We start from the raw sequence: 23,953 nt of genomic DNA, 5'->3' as shown, positions 1-23,953 counted from the left end.
CGTATGAATGTGAATGATGACATTCGAACACGTGCCATAGATGATGCTCCCAGCCGGCCCGCAGACCGGTTGCCGGAAGGAAAGTATTACCTATTCGTCATCGCCATTGATGCCTACGACGAAAAAAGGGATTGAAACCCCTGACTACGCCCGTAAAAGACGCCGCCCGGCTCGTAGAGCTGCTGCTGGACAGGTATACCTTCGAACGCCCGGAACATCCGCCGGCGGCGCTGGACGGCATGCCCGGCGTTATACCCTACAATACCACCGAAGTCAAATGCCTGTACAACGATAGGGCCACCCGCCGCGAGATCGGGGAGCATTTGAAGGCATTGTCGAAGGTAGTGACGGCAGACGATCATTTGCTGATTTACTTCGCGGGGCATGGCGACAATATCCCGGGCGTGGATGTTGGCAACATCATGCCCTATGAAGCCGACGTCAGTTTTGCGGATACCTGGTATGGGTTTAACGACCTCTTTCAGCGGTTTGGCAATTACATCGGCCAGCAGAAAATCCGCAACCTCCTGTTGATCCTCGATTGCTGCTGTGGCGGCGCTGTGCTGGGAGGGGCGAGCGTCAGTCATCCGACTATGCACTATTCCCGCTACGCCGCAACTGCTGCTGCCAACCTGGAATTGGCGATGGATGCGGCTTTTGACGGCAGCCCATTCACCAGCGTGCTCTGCAATTTGCTGACGAGGAATACGGCGCCCGAGTTTTATCTCAATGAAAAGGAGCTGCGGACGGAAGTGAAGCACCTGATCGAAAGGTGGGCGAACGAAAATGGCGTGGCAGGATTCACGCAAACGCCGCAATACCGCCCCCTGAACGAATGCGGGAAATCGGAATTCGCCTTCCGGCGGAAGTATCCGGATGTACCGCCGGTGGAGGTACTCACCGAAATTTTTATCAAACACCTCAATTTCGAGACGCAGAAGGAAGAGCTGCGCAGGCAATACCGGAAAGGAAACCGGAAAGATCTGATCGTTATCACCACGATCTGCGACAACCTCAACGTACAACGGATGCAGGGAAAGGTACTCCTGGAGAAATTGAAAATGGCCATGTATTTTAATTTCCGGGATTTTGTACAGATTTCGGTGGAACCGGATAAGCTGGACAACGATATCTGGAAAACACTGGCCGCCAATACCGGCCTGCAACAAGACGGGAACCTGAAGCGGCTGTGCGCCCAGCATATCTGCGGCAGGCTGCTCCGCACGGCAACGGGGCCCCACAGGCCGTTGTTGCTCTATCTCGGCTGCAGTTTCCAATCGGCCGAAAGGAGCCGGGAAATGATCGCCTTCTGCCGGCAATTACAGGAAGAGCTGGAACAGGCCAAATCCGAAGTGCAGGGAAACATCGCGTTCAACAGCCTCATCGTCATCATTGCGGACACGCGGGCGGGAACGGAAAAGTTTTTCAAACCGGAAGATTTCCTGGAATCCCTGGGAACAGACCGGCATGTTATTGTGGCCAGTGCCGTGGAAGAGCTGGAAGAGAACCTGGTAAGCGAGTGGCACGAGCTCATGTGCGGCACCATCCATACAGAGAATTTCAGAATGCTGGATATCAGTCAATATTTCATCACCGGTACCTGCAGGATCGAGGATTTCGTGCACGGGGTATCGGATAAGCTCGGTATCAACCGCGATGAACTGGCGAGCAAACTATGGCATTAATTACCGTTAATTCAATTTTTATGGCAAATAATCACATTACAATCAAACCTTTCCCGACCGAAGATCCGGAGTTTCCGTTCGTTTCCGATAAATTCATTTCCAAGGATGCAGCAGGCAATCGATACATCGGCACGGTGGAACCGCTCTGTCCCGTCAGGGAATTCAGGTACGACGGTGCCACCCGCACGGGCTGGTTTGCGCCCCCGGATGGTGGCGACGGCGGGGAGAAACTGGTGAAAGGCAAGCCGATCGCCGCCTACATCGCAGATGAAAACCTGAAGGAGATCGTGCGCCTCGTGCAGATCCTCCGGAGGCCCATTTTGTTGAAAGGGGAACCCGGGAGCGGAAAGACCCAGCTCGCCAAATCCGTTGCGTTTGACTGGTATGGCGACCACTACAAGGAACATTTTTTCGAATGGCAGGTGAAATCCACCTCCCGCGCCATAGACGGCCTGTATCATTTCGATCACGTGGCCCGGCTGAGGGATGCGCAGCTGTCCAAAAACGGCTCGGATGTCGAAAAAGAGGACATGACGAAATACCGGACGTTCGGCCCCCTGGCGAAAGCTTTCCTCACTTCCACGGCAGAAGCGCCGTCCATTTTGCTCATCGATGAAATCGACAAGGCGGATATCGATTTCCCGAACGATCTGTTGCTGGAGCTGGACGAAGGCCGGTTCACCATTCCCGAATCCGAAACGGGCGAAGTGATCGAAGCCCGCTATCCACCGATCATTTTCATCACCAGCAACGACGAGCGCGAATTGCCCGAAGCTTTCCTGCGGAGGTGCCTGTTCATGTACATCCGGTTCCCTTCAGACGAGCAGGTGGTCCGCATCATCGACGCGCACATCCCCGGGCTCGTGAAAAACCAGCGATCGTTCGTCGATAAAGCCATTTCCGTGTTTCATTCCCTCCGGCAGCGCATCGCAGAAAACCCGGCAGACAATAAGCGCGTTTCCACCAGCGAACTGCTGGATTGGCTCCTGGCTTACAATTACGATGTCAATAATGGGCATATCAGCGATCCGGAAAAAGACCTCGACCAACTGCCGTTATATTACCAGGCCCTGCTGAAAACACAGGCCGCCGTTCAGCGGGAGAAGAAGCTGGAGGAAAGGCAATCCAAGGCAACAGACAGTACAATACCCTGAGCATGAACGAACAATTATTCTTCTGGCATTTTTTCAAGGCGATTGAATTGTCGCTCAGTTACGAGCGCTGGCTCGATAAATACCGGCTGTTCGTGGCCGCCCTGATGCAGGGGCAGATTCCCGTGGAAGAAGACCTGCGCTCTTTCCGCCGGTTTTGCCGCATCCTGTATTTGCAGGACAGTCGCGACGAAAAACGCTTCGACGAGCTCCTGGATGCCGCTATCGCCCGGGAGGGCGCTGCATTGTACCGGCTCCTGGATGCGGCGTTGGCAGCGGCGAATATGGAGATACCGCAAGCGCCGCCGCCCGCGGAGCCGCCCGCTCCGGCGCCGGAGCCGCAAAACGTGGATAAGAAAGCGGATACCGGGGCGGAAGAAAACCGGAAAACGAAAAACCGGAAAACGAAAGACGATAGTCCCGAAGAAACACAGGCGGTTTCGAAAACGATGTATTACAAAACGCCGCTTGCTTTCGGGGAATATGACCAGGATGGTGGAGAACCTTTTCCTGCGGATCCCCGGTTCCTCCATACCGACGAATATTTTTCACTCACCCGCCGCAACATGGTGAAAGGATGGCAGTTCCTCCGCTTCAAGGAGCGGGGATTCGACTCCACGGAAGTGGACGTGCCGGCCACGGCGTTCAAAATCGCCCGCGACGGGCTTTTCCTCGCCCCCGTATTCCGGCAGGGCACCCGTAACCGGGAAGACACGCTGATCATCCTCGCCGACGTGCAGGGGTCGATGATGCCGTTTCACGAACTGACGAACCGCCTCATCGCCACCGCGCAGCACGATGGTGGCCACGGGCGGGCGCCGGTATATTATTTTCAGAATTTCCCGGCCGGTTACGTATACCGGAAGGCCAACCTGGCCGGCCCGGTCAAACTGGGAGAAGCGCTCCGGAAATCGAACCGTAACGTTACCCTCGCGGTAGTGATCAGCGATGCCGGCGCCGCCCGTGGAAATACGGATAAAGGACGGGTACGGCTCCGAAAGCAGCAGACCGATCTTTTCCTGCAATCGCTCCGCGAACATTGCGCACGCGTATTGTGGCTGAATCCGGTTCCCCGGCACCGGTGGCCAGGTACGGCTTCCGATAATATCAAACATCTCAATATGGTTTCGGTATTCGAGCAGGATGTATACAACTTCCAGGATACTTTACGGGCCATCTTCAAACAAAAAGTCTAGCTATGTTACCAGCCAGCTTTCCGAAAGATTTGTTGTCGGCGGCAGACCTGCTGAAAGTAGAATGGTTTTACGGCCGCTACGTGGAACAGTTTTATGGTAATTATACCTACGGCCATTTCCTGCTGGCGGGATATGCGGCCGTTCCGGCGTTACTGACGCCCGACCTGTTATACAAGCTCTGGCAGAATTTCAATACCTATCAATGGAGCGCGCGGTCGGTAACCATCCATCGCATCGCCGTGGCTGATCTCCTGCTGTCGCCACTTTGCCGGGAAATCGGGTACGAATTGTATGAGATGCATCCCGACATCCGCCTGGCTTTCCTGCAGTGGCTGAAAGCCGAAACCGCCACGGAAGCCAAGCGCGCCCGGCAATTTGCCCCTATTGAAACGCTGAGTGCGTTTTTGAACGAGTATTATATCCAGCCCAACCCGATCGGCAATATCTGGGGAGATCAATACCTGGAGCTTCAGCAGATGGATGTGCTTTCCTACACGCAGCCTGCTCGGGTGGCGGGTTTGCTGAAAAGCAGGATACGGGAAGCGGCCCGTTCCGGGAGCGAAACGTCACTGTTGCGGGCGATCGATTTCTTTACCAAAACGCATAAGCGGCTGGAGTTGATTTTGCCAGATTCCGAACGGGATGCGCTGCAACTTTATGAGCAGCAAAGCCGCTGGCTGGAGGCGGGAAGGGCGCTGGTGCAGCAGAACATGGAACGTTTCACTTCCTTGCTGGATAACCGGGAAGGGCTGGAAGACTGGCTTTCTGCGGAACAGGAGGAAGGCGCGATCGCCGTGAAAGTGGAACGCGAAGTAGCGCAGCAACTGAAGGATACGGGCCCGCAGCCGATGTTGAAAGCGTTGATCGTTTCGGGAGAAACCGAGGATAAAAGCGATCGCACACGGAATGATGCGGCGCTGTTGGAAGATTGCCTCCGGGATATATTGCCCGCTTCGCAATTGCAGGTAACGTCCCTGCCGGCAGGTGAAGGGGATAAACAAAAGGTATTGACCGCGCTGAACCAGTTGGCGGAATCGGCGGCAGCAGATGATCAGGTGCTGATTTACTTTTCCTGCCATTGTCGAAGAAGCTATTTAGACGATGACATGGAGTTGGTGTTTGATCCGGCTAATAGAAAATCCTTTATGAGTCATGCCGGAAACGGCCTCAATGAGGTTGAAATGCGCGTCGTGTTGAGTGATTTCAGGAGCAGGGAAGTAATATTGGTACTGGAGGCGCCTTATTCAGGTTCACCCAGTTGGATGAACAGCAATGATAAAGACAGCTGCGCGGTCATAACCAGTTGCGCGATCGACCAGGAGCCCTACAAGAATGAGCAAACACAGATCGACGATAAGTCCTATTCATATTTTACCTACGAGCTTGTACGGCAACTTAAACGAAAGCAGGGGGAAGGGAGCATTCGCTGGCTTTTTAACCAGGTAGTAAAGGGTTTGGAAGCCATGCCCCAGGTCCGGAAGCAATACGGTGACGCCAAATGGGACATCCGCAGGAAGCATGCCCCGCAGATATTCGCGTCGCAGCGGATGCTGGATGCGTCGCTGATTCCCGGTTCGCGTCAAACTGTTGGTTTGCAGTCAGGTTTGCAAAAAGCCGGTTTTTATCATAAAGGGGTGGACGGAATGATGGATGGTGAGCTCGAACGCGCTATACTGCGGTTCAGGCGCGTCTTTCTGAATGGTAGGGAAGCTGGTAATTCTGAAGTGCTGGAAAAGCTGGAATCCTTCAATAATAATACATTTAATAATACTTTGCGCGGGGCGGTTTTTTTGCTGGTTTTCTCAGATCCGCATAAAAGCCTGAAGGAAATGGAACGTGAGAAAGTTGCGGTCATGGAAACGTTGAATGATCTTACTGAAAAAGCCGGCATCGAGCTGCTCATTCTCGATGATCCAGATATTACCCAGTTGTCCCGGACGCTCGATTCGGAAATTTACCGCGGGCGGATCGAACTTTTTTATTATTCGGGTCAGGATGAAGAAGGGGATATGGTGTTGGCGGATGGTACACTTCGCACGGCTAATTTTCTGGCGTTGCTGGAGTTTCAGCGGGATTTGCAGGTATTGATCCTGAATACCTGCCGGGCCAGCCACCTTGCGGCCTGGGCCGCGCAAATGACCGGCGCGCTTGCGCTCGGAGGTGAAGGGGTTATCAGGGACGATTACGGTGCCACTTTTGCGATCGATTTTTTCCGCAGGCTCGCTGAAGGTAGAAGCCCAGACGAATATGCCGAATTCAGGCGAGGATGGTTTGCGGACTCGAACGGAAGTAAAAGTGAAGGATTATTACGCGCTTATCAGGTGCCCTGGGCAAACCATGAATACCGTTGGTTCCGCGGGAAACCTGATGAAAAAATTGAGATGAAAGCAGCGCCCCCCGCGCCGAAGATCCTGGCAGTATGCTGGGGCATCAGCGCCTTGCCGTTGAGGGGGCGTACCAGGATGTCGTATCCCGCCAACAACGTCGGTGTATTTGCCGACTGGCTGAAAAATTACAGCGAAGTGCTGGATATGGACTTGGATATCAGCATCGATCCCGCGGCCACGCGCGCCGAAGCCATAAAGGCCATGCAGCCATTTGAGCATGCGAACGACGGGGATACCTGTATTTTGTTCTACTCCGGCATTTGCCTCAAAACTGGCTATGGTACAGCATCCCTGTATGATGTCATGTTCAGCGATGATACCCATTCCGGGCTTGCCGCCGCCGGATATGAAAACAGTCTTTGGGGTTGGCTGAACCGCTATTTGGGGAACCGGAAAGTAAATCTCACCATCATCATCGATGCGCACGCGAACCCGGGTTTCGGTTTCGAAGCGCAGGGGCGGATGGGATTGCCGGACGATAGTCCTGTGAATTTGGTGATGTTGGAAAAGGAGGTACGACCCAGCGACGAGGTGCTGACGCGGAACGACTTTTTCACCAGCCTGATGGATTCCCTCCGCGAAAACGCCACAGACCTTACCTACGCGCAATTGCTCCAGCGGCTGAAATTGAAAACTGCCGAAATGGGGGATGCGATAAAAATCAACCTGACCGGAAACCGGAAAGATTGTTCGGACTACGTTTTGTTTACCAGCAACCCCAAAACGGAAAAAGACTACGAGATCAGTTTCAACCAAAAGCAGGAAAGCTGGATCGTGAATGCCGGTTCGAACCTTGGCATCCGGCCGTCGTTGAATTTTATGAGAACGATTTTCAGGACAGATGCCGGTCAGGAAATGTTTGTAACAAACGTGGAGCCGGGTTTTTCGTTCGTTCAGGGAGAGGGAAGCCTCGCGCGGGAGGAACGTTATCCTGCGGCGCTCATCCAGAATGCGCTACCTAAAGTAAAGCTGGCATTCGATATGGATAAGGAAAGCATGATGTATCAAAGGTTGATAGATGCTATCCACAGGCATGAAATTTATTACATCGACATCGTGGAAAATGAACGTGATGCGAAATACCTGGTCAGGACGATGGAAGCAAGGTATTACCTGGTACGGAACGATCTGTCAGTGGAGCAACAACCGGTTTTCGATTACCAGATCAGTACATATGAATTCATCAAGCAACTGGAGTATATCGCGCAATGGACGGCTATGCTGGAGCTGGACAATACGCAGTCAACGATCGAAAGGGACTGGGTGGAAGTAAAACTTGAGACATTTGTGGATGGTGAATATAAAGATTATACATCCGATAAACATCCTTCCGGTGTTTTGGTAGATCCGGAGTCACTGGTTTTGAATTACGTCAATGGACATCAACCGGCATTCAGATGCAGCTTGGTTTCAACGATTGATGGGTCGGGGCGGGAATTATACGTAAATGCCCTTTATCTCAGTTCGGAGTTTGGTATACATGGTTTTTTGGGAAACGGCGAAAGTCGGCTGTTGTCAGGTGAAACAAACACTTTGAGTATGGATATGGGCCGGCGTGTTTCGGATGTAATAAGCGTTATTATCCCAAGTGAATTGAAGAGTAGAAATGTCAGATCGCTATATGATTACATCAAAATTTTTATCTCGCAGGTCCCGATCACTTTGAATTCCCTCGAGCAGGACGCGCTGGAATATAATAAGGAGACAACGCGTGGGATACGGGAAGTAAAAGCCGAAAAACGGCAAACGGTACGACTGCCCGGCCGCGATTGGACATCCATCACCATCCCCATTAACGTCAGGCTGGAAGAAGCCCCCGAGTCGTTCCAGGAACGGGTGCAGAAATTATACAAGGAGCGCCGCATAACGGTGGAAGACGATCTGCAAAAGAACCGCTGGGGTGGCAAATCTACGAACAATGGTTGGGTGTTAACAGCCAATGTAGAAAAGAAGCTCGCACCTGGATTATATAATGTCCGCATTTTTGTAGACAGCGTGGAGGGCACCAAATCGGCGAAGGAAATCGCGATATTTCTCCACGATTCATTTAACGACGAAATCTGGTATGAAAAGTTGGAGGAAAACCGGGCCGAAACAAGGGTAACCGCTTACGAAGCATTTACTGTCGGCGCATTTATCAGCGACGGTACCATGCTGGAGCTCGACCTGAACGATGTGCAGGGTTTGCCGTCAGGGTTTTATTACCGGGATGTTACCAATAAGTTTATGTATTCGGTGTTGGAACTCTACAAAGACCGCCCTGTACATGTGCCCGACGATCTACAGAAAGGCCGCTGGGGAGGAGAAAACATCGTCAACAACAAACAATTGACCGCCACTGTGAAAGACCCGCTGATCCCGCTTTCCGGGTACTATAAGGTAAAATTAAAAATCACTTCCACTACCGATGAACCACTAACAGGCGACGTCGCGTTTTTCCTCCACAATTCCTTCACGAAAGAAATCAGGTTCCGCAGGGCGGTGAACGGCGAGGCACAGGTGAGCATATCAGCTTACGAAGCCTTCGTGGTAGGGGCTATTACGGAAGATGGAACCATGCTGGAACTGGATCTCAACAAAATATCCGGCGCCCCCAAGGGATTTTACTACCAGGATGATGACGGCCCGGCAAAGAAATAGTAAACCCGCAATACCTGGGCCGGGATTGAAATACCTTTCGCTCATTTTATATTTCCACCCACCGGTAACCCGCTGGGCACGGATGCGGGCACTTTTTTGTCGTAGTTGGGATCGTTCAACGTATTGAGGAATTCCACGATGGTATTAATGTCTTTGAACTCCAGCCGCACCGCCGCAGCCAATGGATCGAGCTGTGAGCGGTCTACATGCGGGTTGCGCAAAGGCTTGCCATGAAGGTCTTCGTAGAAAAACAACACTTCGTTGAGGGTTTGCAGCTTGCCGCTATGCAGGTAAGGCCGGGTGAACCGCAGGTTGCGAAGTGTGGGCGTTCGGAAACCATAGCTGCGTTGTATGCCGGAGTCGGGTGCCGGCAGTTTTTCGTTGTCGGGAGCGCCCAGTACATGGGGCTTGAAGTCGGAAAGCATGGGCCCGCTATGGCAGCGGGCGCAGCCGGATTGGATAAAGAGCTGCATGCCTTCCACTTCCCGTTGGGAAAGCGCGGAACGGTCGCCACGCATGTACTGGTCGAACCGGGAATTCACGGCCGTAAGCGAACGCTGGAACGCACCGAGGGCTTTGGTGATGCTGGTGAGCGTGATGTCGTTGCTTTCGGGGAACGCCGATTTGAAAAGCTGCCGGTATTGCGGGATCCTGTTGATGCGCTTTACCACTTCTTCCGCAATCTGATCTTCACCGAAATCATGCCCGCGCATTTCTTCAAAAGTCTTTACCGGCATGGCAGCCTGTTCTTCGAGGCCTTTTGCGCGGAGGTCCCAGAACATGGGGGCTGCTTCCGGCGTATATTTCCCGTCTGGCCCGATGCCGTTGAAAGCCGTATTGAGCAACGATTGGGAATTGCGTTTCGTGAATGGGATGTTGTTGCCATCCTTGAAGCGCCGTTTTTCCCCCAGGCCATTCCCGTTTACGCCGATCGACAGGTCGATACTTTCCGCATACCCGAAATCCGGATGATGGCAGGTGGCACAGGCCACGTCTTTGCCGCCTGAAAGTACGGGATCGTAGAACAGGAGCCGTCCCAGCTCCACTTTTTCGGTGGTAGACGGGTTGTCGGCAGGTGAGCGGTAGGTGAGCGGCAGTGCATCGATGGTTCCCAGGCCCGGGAGCGCTTTCTTTTCTGCAACAGCGGTTTGGCCGACGGGTTTGTCGGGAGAATGGCAGGCGTTGACGGTTACAACGCCGGCGAGGAGCAGCATTATTGCATGATGGAGGCCTGGGCGCATGGGTTGCTTATCAGTTTGTGCCCGTCAAGATAATAAATAACGAGTAAATTATCTTTTATTTTCAGGGGAAGGAAAACTGGCCGGCAGTCTGGATATGGCCGGTCAGGTCATTCCAGCAGGGAACCCGCGACCCTTTTGATATTCACCACCGTTTCATCGTCCTTTTTGACCGGCATGGCAATGATCGACCTGGCCGTTTCCCGGGCTTTTTCGGGGAAACCGGCTTTGAGGTACAAGTCCATCAGATTTTTCCGGTAGGTAAACTTGTAGGGCACGAAACAGGCCAGCGCGGCAGCGTTGGAGATGGCTGCTTGCATGTTCCCGCGGCTTTCATATGCCTGCGTCAGGGCGTTCAGCACGGCGACAGTGATCAACCGGCTTTTACTTTCTTCCAATATTCCCACCGCCCTTTCATCCTGTTGGGAGAGTAGCAAAATGCCGTAGTCGAGCAGGAAATGCGGGTTGTATTTCAACACCGGGTAAAGCCGGTCGTAAGCGGCAACCCGTTCTTTTTCGGTGATCGTGATATCTTCCTGCAACCCGTTCCAGTGCTTTACAACCCGGTAGGTGTCTGTGGAAATGATCGTTACCGCCAATAGCAAGGCGGCCAGGCAGATTTTCCCCCATCGCAAACCCGGCAGCTTGTATTTTCGGAACGTAAGTGGAGCAAGACCAGCCATGATCGCCGATACCAATATCAGAATAGCATTCACGTGCAGGGGGTAGGAGAACAGGCTCGTCGCCAGCAGGATCAGCAGCGTGGACTGCAGTTGGCGGGGAAGATCCGCCTGCCGTTCGTGTTGATGGGACAACAGGCGCCAAATGCCGTACAGCAGTACTACGAGCCCCGGCAGCCCGGTTTCCGTCAGCCATTGCAACGGCTCGTTATAGGCGACATATACCTCATCCGCCGACAATACCTCCGATATCGCCGACACCGGCAGCGATTCGAAATAACCGATCTGCCACGAAGGGTAAGCAACGGGAAACCGGCCATATCCAATACCCGTCCAGATATATTCCTGCCAATGCCCCAACGAGATTTTCCAGATAATGAACCGCCCGAAAGCGGAGCCCGGCTTCAGAAAGATGAGCCCTGCCGCGAGTAGAAGCAGCACCACGGCACTTGCCAATAAAATCTTTTTCCTGTGCTTCCGGCAAAAGGGCACATCCATCAACAGCAGGATGCCATAACATGCCGCACCGATCATCGCCGCCCGCGACTGTACGATCAAAACCAGTACGCTTGCCGCGGCAATGACCACCGCCTGTAACCCCAGTTTCGCCCGCCCGCTTTTTATATTGACGGATGCCCAATAATGGACGAGCGGGAAATGCAGCACCAGGTAAATGGCGTACAGCCCCGAATTTTCCAGGTGCCCCGTGATCAGCAGGGGCAAACGTTCGGCGCCAAAGTTGATGAACAGCATGGCGTATCCAACGCATAACTCAAGCAGGAAAAACAGCAGGATAATGGGAATTACGACTTTGCGAAATGCGAATGGTCCACCCAGCCGGAGGAACAGGTAAATCGACAGCGCACAAAAGGTGTTGACCCAAACTTCGTTATGCAGGTTGTACCATCCGCTGCCGGTTGCCAGCAGCGCCCCGAAGACAACGAGCGCCAGCATCACAAGGCCATCAACGGGCATGAACCGCGATTTCGCATGCCTGATCGCCGCATAGGCTGCGGATAAAGCCGTTGAACCAGCGATGACCGGCAGCGCGAGGTAGTGCCCGCCCTCCGGTATCTGCTGGTAGTTGAAGGAAAAAGTGTATTTATACAATGCATACCACATGCAAAGTATAAATACACTGGCAACGTATCCCAGTTCCAGGGCTACAATCAGTTTCCGGTTCAATATCGGTCGTGTTAGGATGGCTTCCGGTGCCTGAGGGCAAATTCCTCGACAACTTTGCCTTTCTCGCGGTCGAAGTAAATGTAAGGCATGATATAGGCGAAGCGCTGGTTGCCGGCGAGGCAAACGTCGAGCATCGGATAATGTTTACCGGCGATGATGTAGCCCACCACGTAACGCTGGCCCCAGTCGGCCTGATCGCTGGGTTTGTCTTCCGGGTACCGGTCGTAGTAATACCCGGCCGGCATGGCGAACACGGAATCCGCCGGCACCTGGTCGATGCTTTTATCGATGCTGTACAGCGCCTGGTACTGGATCCGCACGTCAACATCCCTTTCGCTGAGTTTTTTGGTCATGACGGCATTGTCGAAATAGGATGCAAGCACCTTGTCGTACAGCGGAACTTTGGAGGGCTGGAGGTTTTCTTCGGGCAGCTTGAGATCTGTAGGCGCGTCTTTCAGGAAGCGGTACAACTGGTGGATGGGGGCTTTCGCGGCATCCTGGCTGTACCCTTCGAACCGGATCTGCGCCAACGCCGCCTTTCCGGCGGTCATCAACAGGATGCAGGCGACGAGGAATTTAACTGGATTGCTGGGTGTTTTCATAGTTTGAAAATTAGGTTATCAATTGCCTCTCCATTCCCATAGCCATCTGTAAACAGCCGAACTGAATACGATGAACAAAACGATGGGCAGGATCAGCGCACATATATGGACGATGATGGCCGGGCGGGATAATGTTTTGCGGCGCGCCGCAATCCATATCGTTCCCGCAACGAAATGGACGAGCATGCAGCCTGCCATGAGCAGGCCATGCCCGGTAGGGTTTGGGGATTTTTCAAAGATGAACTTCAACGATGTTGCCGCGAAATACATCCCGAAAATCCCCAAATGGATCATGAATATCCGTAGTCCTTTCTTCACAAGCGTTTTATTTAGTTACACTCTCCGCCGCTTGCTCCGCCATTGGCGTCCACACCCACCGTAATGTACGGGGCCATGGAGCCGCCGGCCGTTTTCAGCTGGTTCAGCGCCTTGTACAATCCGCCGGGCGTTGTTTTGTAGTTGACACCTGCCGGTGCCACATGGTCGGGGATGCTCAGCGGGCTGAAACCGGGAACCGATACGGAGTTGAAAATATCGACGGCGTAGTCTGTGCAATTATAATCATTCAGATCATATGAATTGCCGGATTTTGTCAATGCCGTAGATGTGGCGTTGTTGAATTGCGCTTCGGTCATGCTGGGAATGGTGATCTTCGCATTGTATTCGTGCGAGGCGTCGTTCACGATTTTGCTGGTCACGTTATCGAAGGTGATGCTCTTGAGGCCGTTTGCGGGATAGAAGCCGAAAGTCTGGCTGACGGTTGTGGAGCCGTTGGTTTTCGTCAGCGTAACGAACGCATGGCCGGGATTGGTGCCGTAGAGCACGGTGCTGGGATTACCGTCTTCCGGGATATCGGTATAAACGGTCATGGAATAGGTGGTGCTGGCGTTGGTAGGTACGTTGCCGAAGCAGTTGATGCGTTTGTTGAGATCGACGCTGGGGCCGCTGAGGATTTCCACGGGAGCCAGTTCCACCACTGCGGTAGAACTGCCGCCGCCACCGCCGCCGCCATATCCGTAGATATAGGGATCGGTAGTTTGATAGGTGTAGGTGTAAGACGGGCTTTGGTTGAAGTAATAGAACAAGCTAAAGTAGCTTACGGAGTAATTGTTGTAATACCCGTATACCGTTACTTCCGGGAGCCAAATCCCTTCTTCCGAATCCGGGCCGGAAATCCTCGCGCCGGTAGATGTTTTCAGGCGTTCGCCATTGGGGCCGTACCGCAATACGGTCGTTTTCGATTTTCCGTTGACGGTGCTGTTGACTTTCGTAACGCGGCCTTCCGTGAAGGAAACGTTCGAGCGTTTGTCCCCGGAAAACGAACGGGTAGCGAGCGTACCGTTTTTGCTGGCGTTCGCATCCAGTTCGGATACATCCACCCAGTTGCCCGTTAGGCCACTGGCGGTTTTGCCGACTACGGCGAACTGCTTGCCGTCTTTCCCTTTTACATTGAAGCGTACGCCGATCACTTCTTTTTCATTCTTTTTCATGAGGGAATATCCCTGGAGGTCCAGCGATTCGAACTCCGACGTTGAAACCTGTCCCTTCACGAAATTCGCCGCTTCACTTACGAACGGGTCTTTAAAGGATTCGGGGGTGAACGGGGCTTCGTTCTTGGTACAGGCGAAGTAGGTGACCAGTACGAGTGCAATTAATGGTAACAATACAAATTTCTTCATAATTGAGGTTTTGGCAAAAGTAGAGTCGGGGAGGGGTTGAAATATTTGATAAAAATCAATATTTCTACGGCGGGGCAGCGATTACATTCATATCATGAAATACTTCCCTGTTTGTTTGCTACTGTTGTTTTCGTGTGTGTCCTGCGGCCTGCGAAGCGGTTCACCGGACGTACGTTCCCTTGAAAAACGCTACTCGGCCAACCCGGCAGACTCGCTGAAGCTGGAAGCCTTGCGTTACCTGCTCAGAGAAATGCCCGGCCAGTGGTCGGACCAGCCGGCGATCATAGACGCTTCCAGTGGAAAACCCACGCGTTACCTGATAGATTCCTTTCACAACGTCGAAAGTCTTTTGTCGTTTTTGCAGGACAGGCAACTGGAAGCGGGCAGCATCCCGGAGAAAGATGCAGCTTTCATCCGTCCCGAATTCCTCGAAAGCGAGATCGATGCTGCAGTGGGGGAATGGAACAGGTATCCCTGGAACCGGGATATCCCAAAAGATGTATTCTTCGACTACCTGTTGCCTTACAAAGTCCACCAGGATTTTCCGGACAACTGGCGCCCGTCGTTGCGGCAAAAAGCCGATTCCCTCGTGAAGGTGTGGGAGGAAAAGAACCGCAAGTCGCCGGGCGACAAATTCCTGACCAGCAGCAAGGAATTTTATTACGACCTCATCGTGAATACTGCATCCCGCTGGTTCAGGTATGGCCCAGACCGCATTCGGATCACGGAAGACCCTTCCTACAAAGAGTTGCTGCTGACCGGGGAAGGCGGATGTAAAAAGGGCTCCTTCTTTAACGCTTATGTATTGCGCAGCACCGGCATCCCGGCCACCGTGGATATTGTGCCTTTCTGGGGAAGCAAAAACGGCAGCCATGCCGGCGATGTTTACTGGAACAACGAAGAACGGAAAATGACACCGGGGCCGGGCCGGCGGTTCGACAGGGCTGCGAAGGTTTTCCGGCTTACATTCCGCAATCACGGCAGCTGGAGCAGGCAGATCAAACCACATGTGGAGGAGAAGGATTTTCTGCTGGATTTTCTCCGCAACGATCAGTGGATCGATGTAACGAAGGAGCATAATCCCGTCGGGGATGTTACCCTGCCCATCGGCAATACCAGCGCGGGGACCGCGTATATCTGCGTTTTCGATTACGGGGAATGGGTGCCGGTGTATTGGGCGCCGGTGCGCAACGGCCGGGTGACTTTTCCCGACATGGGGCGCGATATCGTTTATCGCCTGGCTACTTTCACGGATGCGCTGAAATTCAGCGGCGGGATATTCGTCCTGGACTCCGCGGGCAGAACGGTGCAGCCCCGTCCCGATTCGCTGGCGATGCAAACGATGGTTCTTGGAAAACTGAATACCGGCAGCGAGCAGTGGGTCCGCAAACAGACGACATACACTTTGCTTTCGCTGGGGGAAGACAATAACTGGCACGAAATCGCAGAAAAGACCTGTTCGCGGGATTCAGTCATTGAATTCCGGAATGTGCCGTCGGGCGGCTTGTATCGACTGGTGGAAACGGGCGGTCCCAGGCGATTGGAGCGGATATTCGCATACCGGAACAACGCGCAGGTCTGGTATTAGATACTGGAACGGATGCGGCTGAGCGTTTCCATGTTGATGCCGAGATAGGAGGCAACGTGTTTGAGCGGGGCGCGGCGGATGATGTCTGGCTGTGTGTCTAGCAATGAAAGGTACCGGTCGCGTGCGCGTTCTTTGCGGAGGGAGTAGAGTCGTTCTTCGCTTTGGATGTAATATTTGGTGGTGAGGACGCGGCCGATCACGTTAAATTCCAGGTGTTTGCTGTAGATGTCTTGCAGTTGCTGGTAGGTGATGCCATGGACGAGGGTGTCTTCCAGTGCCACGATGGATTCTTCGCTGGGGGTTTGCATATAGAAACTTTTAGCGGAGATGATCACGTCGTTTTCCTTCATGAACCAGGACGTGATTTTTTCACTGTTTTTTTCGTAGAAGCAGTGGAGCATGCCGCTTTCGATGAAATAAACGTTTTCGCATACTTGTCCCCGTTTGAGCAACATCGTTTTTTTCGGGACCTCTTTTGTGACGAGGATTAACTTCAGGTGCTGCTCGAGTTCGGTAGACATGGGGTGTATGCTATTCAACAACGGAAATAGCTTATCATACATATTGGGTCGGGTTTCAACTAAATTATGAATAAATTTTCGTTTTTGGTGTGGATGGAAGGGGAGGGCAATGTGAAGGTGGTGATTGTGGGGGAAAACAACAAAGGCCTCCTCGCGGAAGCCTTTTCGTTTTTATTGTGGTACCCGGGACGGCAGATTCTTTGAACACCTGGTGGTGCATTTAAAATTGGTAAGGGGATTTTTAGTGAAGGACAGCTAAAATCGTGTTGCAAAGTACTATATGTTAATTTTAATAATTTGATAGCCTGTTCTTTAACAGAAAATCACGAAATTCGGTAATTTTATCATTCCTAATAACCAGTGAAAAGAGGGAGACTGTAGAAATATTTTTTAATACGTTAATCTCATAATTATCTCATGACAGATGAAGAATGTAAGGGCCTCGGAATAATGACAGATCAAGAGCTTAAAGAGATGGACTTGCGGTTTGAGCGAATGGAAGAAAATGGGATTGCTGATACCCAGAAGTATTTTGACCGGATGCATGACAAAGTATTCAGTTTGAACAACCTACTTATTGCTGCATATTTTGCATTGATTGCGATTCGGAAAGACGTTCCTGATTGGAGCTTTATGATCCCTACATTGAATTCTATTTTACTTTTATATGTTGACTACCGCATGCTTTTGAGAGCTCGGATACAGGCTCAGATAACGAAAGTAAGTGCTAATGAGCTAGAGAAATATGGTAATATTCAGAATGGCACAAATCTTTACTCGTTGCTATCTATCTACTCGACTGTGGCAGTTGTGTTGATTTTTGGATACTTTTTACTTGTAACTGGTTAAGGGGAAGAGTATATTTTTAATTATTTGGATTCTACTATTCCATTTGAAAATTATCCAAAAGATCTATTTTCTTTAACAAGTGGGTAATTGACACGTTACTCATATTGCTAGTGCGTTGTTTCATTTGTTTAATAAGGCTTGTGAAACTTATATATTCCTCACTACGATCTGTGCTGGGTTTGATCAGTAATTTTCCAGTATCATCAATCAGTTCTGGGTATTTACGTACTGTCTCTTTATAATGGTTGGTGTATAATACAATAAGATGGACCTCTAGTAACTCGAAAGCCATTTCTTCTTCCTCTTGCAATTCACTTGGAAGGATTTCGGCTAATAAATCTAAAATACCTTGGGGGCTTGTTGTGCCATCTGTCAGTCTCTGATAGAAAGATGGTTTACAATCTTTGGCGTATACCAAAAAAAGATAGACTAGTGGAAAGAGATACTCATTAGATTTGAATGTACTTAAAACAACCCTCGCCTGGGCAAAAACCTTCTCTTGATGTCTTAAATTAAGGCCAAGATGATTAAACAGGAATTTTGCAATAAATTTAAAGTTGTCCATATCCTTCTTGAATTCCTGATGTTGACGGCTTGCTTTACCAAAAAACTCGTCAAACCGAAAATATTCAAACAGATATTCACTATATAACCCAACTGAAGGAATTGGCAATTTAAACTCGAGGTCAATAAACCTTCTGAGATATTCATTACTATTGAAGTTTTCACTGCCGTAGCAACCTTTGATCGCATTTCCGAGCTGCTCTTTATCTATAGCCAAGACAAATACGATCCCTGGCACACTAAAAAAATGCTTCACCTTTTCTAACAGTTCCACTGCATAATTGGGCCTGCATCTGTCCATCTCGTCTATAAAGATCACCAAGGGCTTACCGTTTGTATACTCAGTAATGTATTCCGCCAATTCCCTGCGAAAATCGGCAAGGCCTTTTTTCTTTTTAGCATAGTCAGCTATCTCATCTTTTAGGATTTCAGTAGCCGCTTTGGTGGTATTCTCTGCAAGATCAGTGATTACGCCTTCGCCAAGATATTTTTCTGCAGTAGTTTTTATCAGAGCAGGAAGTATATTTTGACAAACAATAGCTGCTTTTTTGATAAGTTTATCAAAATTATCTTCCGTTTCTTTTTTAACCAAGGTCTTTAGTTCTGACATCAGCGCTACCATAGGATCTGAGTCAAAGTCATTTTCCCATGCATTGAAATATATTGTTTCAAATCGCTGTTGTTGCAAATAGACCTGCCACATCTTTATAAAGGTAGTTTTGCCAGTGCCCCACGGAGTATTAACAGACAATACAAACCCGTCTGCATAGTTACTCACCAGATTGGTTAGAGTCTCAGCATAGGGCTTTCTCTTTAATTTACAGTTCTTAAAAGGATTGTCCGGTGGAATTTCAATATCCTTATGTTTGAGGATCATTTTATTATATCATTTAATTATTTCTACAAATTTGCTTTCCCAAAGTCAGTGGATCAGAGAAACGATGAGCTACATTTCTACTGAAAATGCGGCTTTATACCTCAACGATGGCAGTAAACTGTTAAGAAGGTAAAATGGCATTACTATTTATCTCAGCAAGTTGGATGAAACTTAAGATTGCTTAGGTTCTTAAGTTTCCTTTAATATAAGGAAGAAAAAACACAGGTGCCTAAATTAAGGAGAATTGTTTGTTCGAGAAAATCATTATCCTACTCTCAATACATGTGGGAATCTTGAAGGTTATTGTAAGACACGAGTACTTTATAATAATCATATAAAAACTTCTTTTATGGAAGATGGAGTAAAGGATGAAGAATTCACCCAGGAAGAACTAGATCTCCTAGATCAAATAGCTAGGATGATTGTAAGCAGTAATCAATAAACACAAAGCTCAGCAGTCTGAACCTTCCCAGCAGAAGCAAAAAACAAAAAGAGAGAGTAAAGCTGAGTTCAAAGAATCTCCCATCCCAAAAGATGAGGAGAGTCGAACACCTTAATTTACTCAAAGGGCTGTAAAATAAGTACTCTACTTGAATTCGGAATGACTTGTAATCAAGAATCTAATGAGGGAAGTATTGCCAGCAAAATAAAAAAAGGCTAACAATTTGATTGTTAGCCTTTAACAGAAGGGTGTTCAAATCCCTCCTTGTACCGTGATTGGGAGTTTGTTGGAACACTTGCCAATTTTAGTTAGCTAGGTCATGAAACCTTATCAAAGACTAAGCTTAATGCTAATTTCTAATATGAGAGATTCAAGTTTTATTAATACGGCATTAAGGTGGTTGTCATAGCCCGAGGGAACCAATCTTAAATTATGAAAAATAGTGGATCTTAATTTGTATAAGGCCTCGCCTGTTGGCTTTGAGAAAATTTTTGGAGCAAACACGAAAGAAAGGAAATTGTTACATGAATCTCTAAGATCATTTAACAAGTCTGGTGAAAGCCCAGGGCATTTGTTAGACAGGATTTTAGCAATTCTTTCTTTTTCATTTCCCAATTTTGTTAATTTTTCTTTAGCATCATAGAAGTTCTCCATATTTTTAAATGCATCTAAAGTATTGGAAAATTCGGCCTCAAATAAACGAGTAATAAACAATTCTATAACTGAATACAATAAGTGGAATCTTACTAGTGGATGTTTCTCTAATTTTATTAAACCCTGTATTAAACTATTTAGGTATATTTTATCAACTATTAAATTTTTCGAAATTGGTTTAAGATTTACTATTGTGTTCGAAAAAGCTCTCACATTTGGATCTGGTTGATCATAATTGATTAGGCTTTTAAAATTGTTTTCGTTTAACAGGGTGTAGCCATGACTATAAAAGAACAAAAGATAATCTTCGATGTTAAATTGGATTTTGTTTACATTTTTAAGCTGGCGAATATACTTATTGTAAAGTATTAATATCGTAGTGTTTTCTCCATAAATATCTTCTATAGTTGGATCGTTATTAAACGAGCAAAGTTTATATGGGAGATTTCTAGCATTACTAAGAAGTAGGCGGTATGCATTAAAACTATATGGAAAGAAGTGTTCATCTTGGGCATAGTCATGCTCATTAGAAAGGAGGGCTTGGACAGGAAATAACCAGCCTAATCTTTGGTTATCAATCTTGATTTGAAAAATATCGTTGGTCGCAACATTTTTATGGAACAAATAAATAGAAAACTCCTTATGGTTAGTGTTAAATCTATTGTCCTTTTCAAGCGCATACTGGAATTCTAGAAAGTTATTGTTTATGCCCTTTAGGGTGAAGGTTTTTTGCAAAGAATTGAACCGAATATTATTTGTTTCGAATTCGGTTTCATCATCTTGTAAGAATCTTAAAGCCATTATAAGAATTCTACTTTATAGTTTTGGAATGCCTTTTCTATCGACTTTTTAATATTCAAATGGGAATCTCCTGAACTATTAAATAGAGATTTGAAGAAAAAGTAGAAGTATCGTCGTTGACTATTCCCAATTTTCTTTGAACTTTTCCGAATAGTTTCCAAGTTCATTAAAATTAATTTGAAAGTTTCGTCTTCGTTTCCTCCAAGTTTTAACTTATTTAAGACTGTGGGTATTGTGCTTAAATCCTTTATTTGATTAAGGTCTTCTAATGAGCCTAGGGCTGCACCAAATCCAGTTAACACTTGTCCCCTCATGAAAATGGAACTAATGTCTGTGGCAAAGGGTTGAGGAACACTTTCATGAAATTCTTCATCATCTTCATCCAACGCCCAATTTTTTCCAGTTTGGCCAACTTTTACAATAAAGCTATGGTAACCAACTACAAAATCTTGGAAAAGATCTTTTTTTTGACCAACTTTAGAGAGCTTTTCTAAACTTTTGACATCCTCTAGCAAAGAAGCCCTGTCAATAGCCAGTTCGTCTTTCTCCAAGTACGATTGGAAGCCGTCAACAATTTCATTAAACTTGTATTTGCCTGGTTTAAGTGCTCTTCCACCTTCAACTTCACGAAGGATTTCGATTCCAGGTATTTTATTTTCCCCAAGATAGTCTTGGTATAATATCTCAATTTGATGTCTTACCGACATTGGAGTTTGGCCGGTATTTAGGGTCAACATTCGGTATAAAATTCCAATTTTGTTTATGCCAATGAAGATTTCGGCCCGAATATTTCTTTCTAAAAACGCTCTAAGTGTTTCAATGTCTTTATCTTTTTTTAACTCTTGTTCAAGTTCAATCAACTGATAAGTCCTTTGAAGACCATCAAGGATTAGAAGCTTCTTTTCCTCTATATACTTTATAATTTCTGAATCGGTAGTTGTTTCCAGCTTACTAACTTTCCCTTTTGTCCCTACTGCTTCTTTTCTTACAGCAAGAAAAACAGGTGGAATTGTACAGCCTTGTTTTAAGTCATTTCTAAGTAGGGAATAAACCGACTTTGACGATCTCACTTTTTTTCTTTGAAGTTCGTTATTGTGTATTATTTGGGATGCAATTGACAAGTAATCCTTAATTCTTATTTCCACTAGTACATTTAGGGCATTAATTTTTTGATCCAGAATTCGAGATAAAACTTTGATATTCATTGGGTGTTCTTATTTATTCTAATTTAGAATAAAAAAATTAAGAATCTTATTAAAAATGGCATTTAAATACTGTTGCAAGTTGTATCGTTGTTACACAACGAACTTGTCCAACTGCCTCCGAAGTCGGCAGTTTCGCAAATATGTTTGCGGGTAAATGGGAAGTAACATTGTGTGACAAAGTCGATTTTGAGGTTACTCACTATTCCTTACGCAATTAAATCTCCTGGTATTCAATATCAAAAAGCTCCATTGGCTTTACCCCTAATCCTTTGGCGAAAGCATAGATTACTGAGATTGTCGAGCTATGTTCTCCATTTAAAACCCTATACACCTGCTTGGTTTCTATATTGTCATGCGCTGCAACTACCTCCGGGGTTTTACCGTGTTTCTCCAATAGTTTCTTCAGGTTTTGATGAAATAGAACCGATTACTTATAAGAAATGGTTCGACAAACTATCCTACCAGCAAACAGATCTGGAGACGCAGATCGAAATCCTAAAACAATACAACGACAATAAAATAGAGCAGGTAAATGAAGCAGCTCCGCTTCTCACTAATCTAAAGGCTGTTTATGATAAATGCGATGTAAGGGGTAAGCGCAAGTTAGTAAAGGCGGTGTTCCAACTTGCAATCACATTTGACGGACACCGATGTAGAACTCCCCCGACTAAATCCCGCACTAATACATAACTACAAGAATATAAAAGAAAACGGGTTGCTCTATGTAGAGCAACCCGAAAATTTTGAGGATGTTATCCCCGACTGTACCCGGGACGGGGGTCGAACCCGTACTCGCCTTGCAGCGAACAGGATTTTAAGTCCGGCGTGTCTACCAATTCCACCACCCGGGTATCCTTATTTGTAAATGTAAAGAAACATCCACAAATATCTTTAAACAAAAATTCCAAACCGCTTTGCAACAGTTTGGAACTTCTGATTTCTGAGCGGAAGACCGGGCTCGAACCGGCCACCCCGACCTTGGCAAGGTCGTGCTCTACCAAATGAGCTACTTCCGCTTGATTATTTTTATAAGAACTTTTTTCGTTGGGATTGCAAAGATAGGAATTGTTTTAATTCTGCAAAATCTTTTTTCAATTTTCTGCGAACTCATATTTGTACGCGATCCGTCCGAGCAGCTCTAACCCTTTGCCATAGCAGTCTTCACGCAACGGCAATCCTTTCGCATCATACGCGTATTTCCAGATAAGGTAGTCGCCCGTCTCCACCGTCACCACCGTCATCGCCGCCAATTTTCCATCGGCGCCATATTCGAAAGTATAATCGGGCAACATTCTTTTTCGGGAAGGATAATAGCGCAGCACGTCCGTCAAACGGCCAGCCGCATCGTAGTTGTAATAGATGCGCTGGCGGCCGGGCTCCATCTCCTCCGTTACCCGTCCTGCACTATCCGTTTTAAACACCACGATCACCGAATCGGGCCCGCCTTTCTTCAACACCATCCGCTGCAACCTGCCCGTAGAATCGTATTCATAGCGATGGCGCTCCTGCGTACGGTACTTGTCTTCCCGCCCGCGGACGCCCGACTCCACTTCAGCCAGGAGCCCCTGTTCCGTATAGCGGTATTGAACGGTGGTAATGGCATTATCGGTACTGTCTACCGTCCGCGTCAGACGGCCGTTGCCGGCAAAGGTGCTCGTCAGTACCGACCGGCCGCTGTTGCGGCTCTGCGTCACGGCTTTGAGCTTCTGGTAGGGGGGCTGCGTGGTGCGCACGCAGATGAAATCGTTGTCGGTTTCCTGGTTGGCATCCAGCGAGCGGACGATCTGGCCCGTCACCTTGTTGGCTTTGAACTGCGCCATGGTGGCAGCTGTCTGGCCCGTGCTGATGACGTCCTGGTAATAATGCTGCCCGCGGGCGGCGCCCAGGGCAAGGGTAAGGCATATGGTAGAAAGGATGCGCATATCTCGATTGTCAGTGTTCGCAAATGTACAAACGTTCGCGGCTTTGCAAAACGTATGTCGGGCAGATAAAATCAAATTGGTTATATT

At 48.6% G+C, this 23,953-nt stretch carries 17 protein-coding genes and 2 tRNA genes; 6 read left to right on the top strand and 13 right to left on the bottom strand.

Features of this window, described 5'->3' with window-relative positions; all coding sequences use genetic code 11:
- Positions 1–131: 131 nt before the first annotated feature.
- From WJU22_RS23705 to WJU22_RS23690, 4 genes are all read left to right on the top strand, one after another.
- Positions 132–1,685 carry a caspase family protein gene (locus WJU22_RS23705; protein ID WP_341840648.1) on the top strand — a complete coding sequence of 518 codons (1,554 nt, stop codon included), beginning with the start codon at positions 132–134 and terminating at the stop codon, positions 1,683–1,685.
- A gap of 20 nt (positions 1,686–1,705) precedes the next feature.
- A complete protein-coding gene (locus WJU22_RS23700; protein ID WP_341840647.1) occupies positions 1,706–2,839 on the top strand; it encodes a MoxR family ATPase in 1,134 nt (377 codons plus the stop codon).
- A 2-nt stretch (positions 2,840–2,841) separates the two neighbouring features.
- Positions 2,842–4,032, top strand: a complete 1,191-nt coding sequence (locus WJU22_RS23695; protein ID WP_341840646.1) for a hypothetical protein — start codon at positions 2,842–2,844, stop codon at positions 4,030–4,032.
- A gap of 80 nt (positions 4,033–4,112) precedes the next feature.
- The gene (locus tag WJU22_RS23690) at positions 4,113–9,059 is read left to right on the top strand and encodes a pYEATS domain-containing protein (RefSeq protein ID WP_341840645.1); all 4,947 of its coding nucleotides are present in this window, start codon (positions 4,113–4,115) and stop codon (positions 9,057–9,059) included.
- A 41-nt stretch (positions 9,060–9,100) separates the two neighbouring features.
- Here WJU22_RS23690 and WJU22_RS23685 read toward each other — a convergent pair whose 3' ends face one another.
- The 5 genes from WJU22_RS23685 to WJU22_RS23665 all read right to left on the bottom strand — a co-directional run bounded on the left by WJU22_RS23685 (position 9,101) and on the right by WJU22_RS23665 (position 14,443).
- Entirely contained in the window at positions 9,101–10,300 is a 1,200-nt protein-coding gene (locus WJU22_RS23685; protein WP_341840644.1) for a cytochrome-c peroxidase, read from the bottom strand.
- 107 nt (positions 10,301–10,407) lie between these two features.
- The gene (locus WJU22_RS23680; protein WP_341840643.1) at positions 10,408–12,162 is read right to left on the bottom strand and encodes an O-antigen ligase family protein; all 1,755 of its coding nucleotides are present in this window, start codon (positions 12,160–12,162) and stop codon (positions 10,408–10,410) included.
- Positions 12,163–12,173: 11 nt separating this feature from the next.
- Positions 12,174–12,764, bottom strand: a complete 591-nt coding sequence (locus WJU22_RS23675; protein ID WP_341840642.1) for a hypothetical protein — start codon at positions 12,762–12,764, stop codon at positions 12,174–12,176.
- A gap of 18 nt (positions 12,765–12,782) precedes the next feature.
- Entirely contained in the window at positions 12,783–13,082 is a 300-nt protein-coding gene (locus tag WJU22_RS23670) for a hypothetical protein (RefSeq protein WP_341840641.1), read from the bottom strand.
- 11 nt (positions 13,083–13,093) lie between these two features.
- Complete coding sequence (locus tag WJU22_RS23665; RefSeq protein WP_341840640.1) at positions 13,094–14,443, bottom strand: hypothetical protein; 1,350 nt, start codon at positions 14,441–14,443, stop codon at positions 13,094–13,096.
- 94 nt (positions 14,444–14,537) lie between these two features.
- Here WJU22_RS23665 and WJU22_RS23660 point away from each other — a divergent pair, with 94 nt between their 5' ends.
- Positions 14,538–16,031 (top strand): hypothetical protein, encoded by a 1,494-nt coding sequence (locus WJU22_RS23660; protein WP_341840639.1) that lies wholly within the window; start codon positions 14,538–14,540, stop codon positions 16,029–16,031.
- Here the strand turns inward: WJU22_RS23660 and WJU22_RS23655 are convergent.
- Positions 16,028–16,552: a Crp/Fnr family transcriptional regulator gene (locus WJU22_RS23655; RefSeq protein WP_341840638.1), complete on the bottom strand. Its 525-nt coding sequence runs from the start codon at positions 16,550–16,552 to the stop codon at positions 16,028–16,030. The two genes, WJU22_RS23660 and WJU22_RS23655, sit on opposite strands and share 4 nt — an antisense overlap.
- A gap of 417 nt (positions 16,553–16,969) precedes the next feature.
- Here WJU22_RS23655 and WJU22_RS23650 point away from each other — a divergent pair, with 417 nt between their 5' ends.
- Complete coding sequence (locus WJU22_RS23650) at positions 16,970–17,401, top strand: hypothetical protein (RefSeq protein ID WP_341840637.1); 432 nt, start codon at positions 16,970–16,972, stop codon at positions 17,399–17,401.
- A gap of 34 nt (positions 17,402–17,435) precedes the next feature.
- Here the strand turns inward: WJU22_RS23650 and WJU22_RS23645 are convergent, their stop codons facing one another.
- The 7 genes from WJU22_RS23645 to WJU22_RS23620 all read right to left on the bottom strand — a co-directional run bounded on the left by WJU22_RS23645 (position 17,436) and on the right by WJU22_RS23620 (position 23,866).
- Entirely contained in the window at positions 17,436–18,842 is a 1,407-nt protein-coding gene (locus tag WJU22_RS23645; protein WP_341840636.1) for a KAP family P-loop NTPase fold protein, read from the bottom strand.
- 772 nt (positions 18,843–19,614) lie between these two features.
- On the bottom strand, positions 19,615–20,739 hold the full coding sequence (locus WJU22_RS23640) for a hypothetical protein (RefSeq protein WP_341840635.1): 1,125 nt from the start codon (positions 20,737–20,739) through the stop codon (positions 19,615–19,617).
- Entirely contained in the window at positions 20,739–21,944 is a 1,206-nt protein-coding gene (locus tag WJU22_RS23635) for a hypothetical protein (RefSeq protein WP_341840634.1), read from the bottom strand. The genes WJU22_RS23640 and WJU22_RS23635 overlap by 1 nt, the downstream gene beginning before the upstream one ends.
- A gap of 214 nt (positions 21,945–22,158) precedes the next feature.
- The gene (locus WJU22_RS27320) at positions 22,159–22,338 is read right to left on the bottom strand and encodes a hypothetical protein (protein WP_425165376.1); all 180 of its coding nucleotides are present in this window, start codon (positions 22,336–22,338) and stop codon (positions 22,159–22,161) included.
- Positions 22,339–22,709: 371 nt separating this feature from the next.
- Positions 22,710–22,795: transfer RNA gene (locus WJU22_RS23630), tRNA-Leu, on the bottom strand.
- A gap of 92 nt (positions 22,796–22,887) precedes the next feature.
- Positions 22,888–22,960: transfer RNA gene (locus WJU22_RS23625), tRNA-Gly, on the bottom strand.
- Between the two features lie 75 nt (positions 22,961–23,035).
- On the bottom strand, positions 23,036–23,866 hold the full coding sequence (locus WJU22_RS23620; RefSeq protein WP_341840633.1) for a hypothetical protein: 831 nt from the start codon (positions 23,864–23,866) through the stop codon (positions 23,036–23,038).
- Positions 23,867–23,953 lie beyond the last annotated feature (87 nt).

Origin of the sequence: Chitinophaga caseinilytica (genome assembly GCF_038396765.1) — a bacterium.
Lineage (GTDB): Bacteria > Bacteroidota > Bacteroidia > Chitinophagales > Chitinophagaceae > Chitinophaga > Chitinophaga caseinilytica.
The sequence above is the reverse complement of the archived record's forward strand: the minus strand, read 5'-3'. Positions and strand labels throughout refer to the sequence as shown.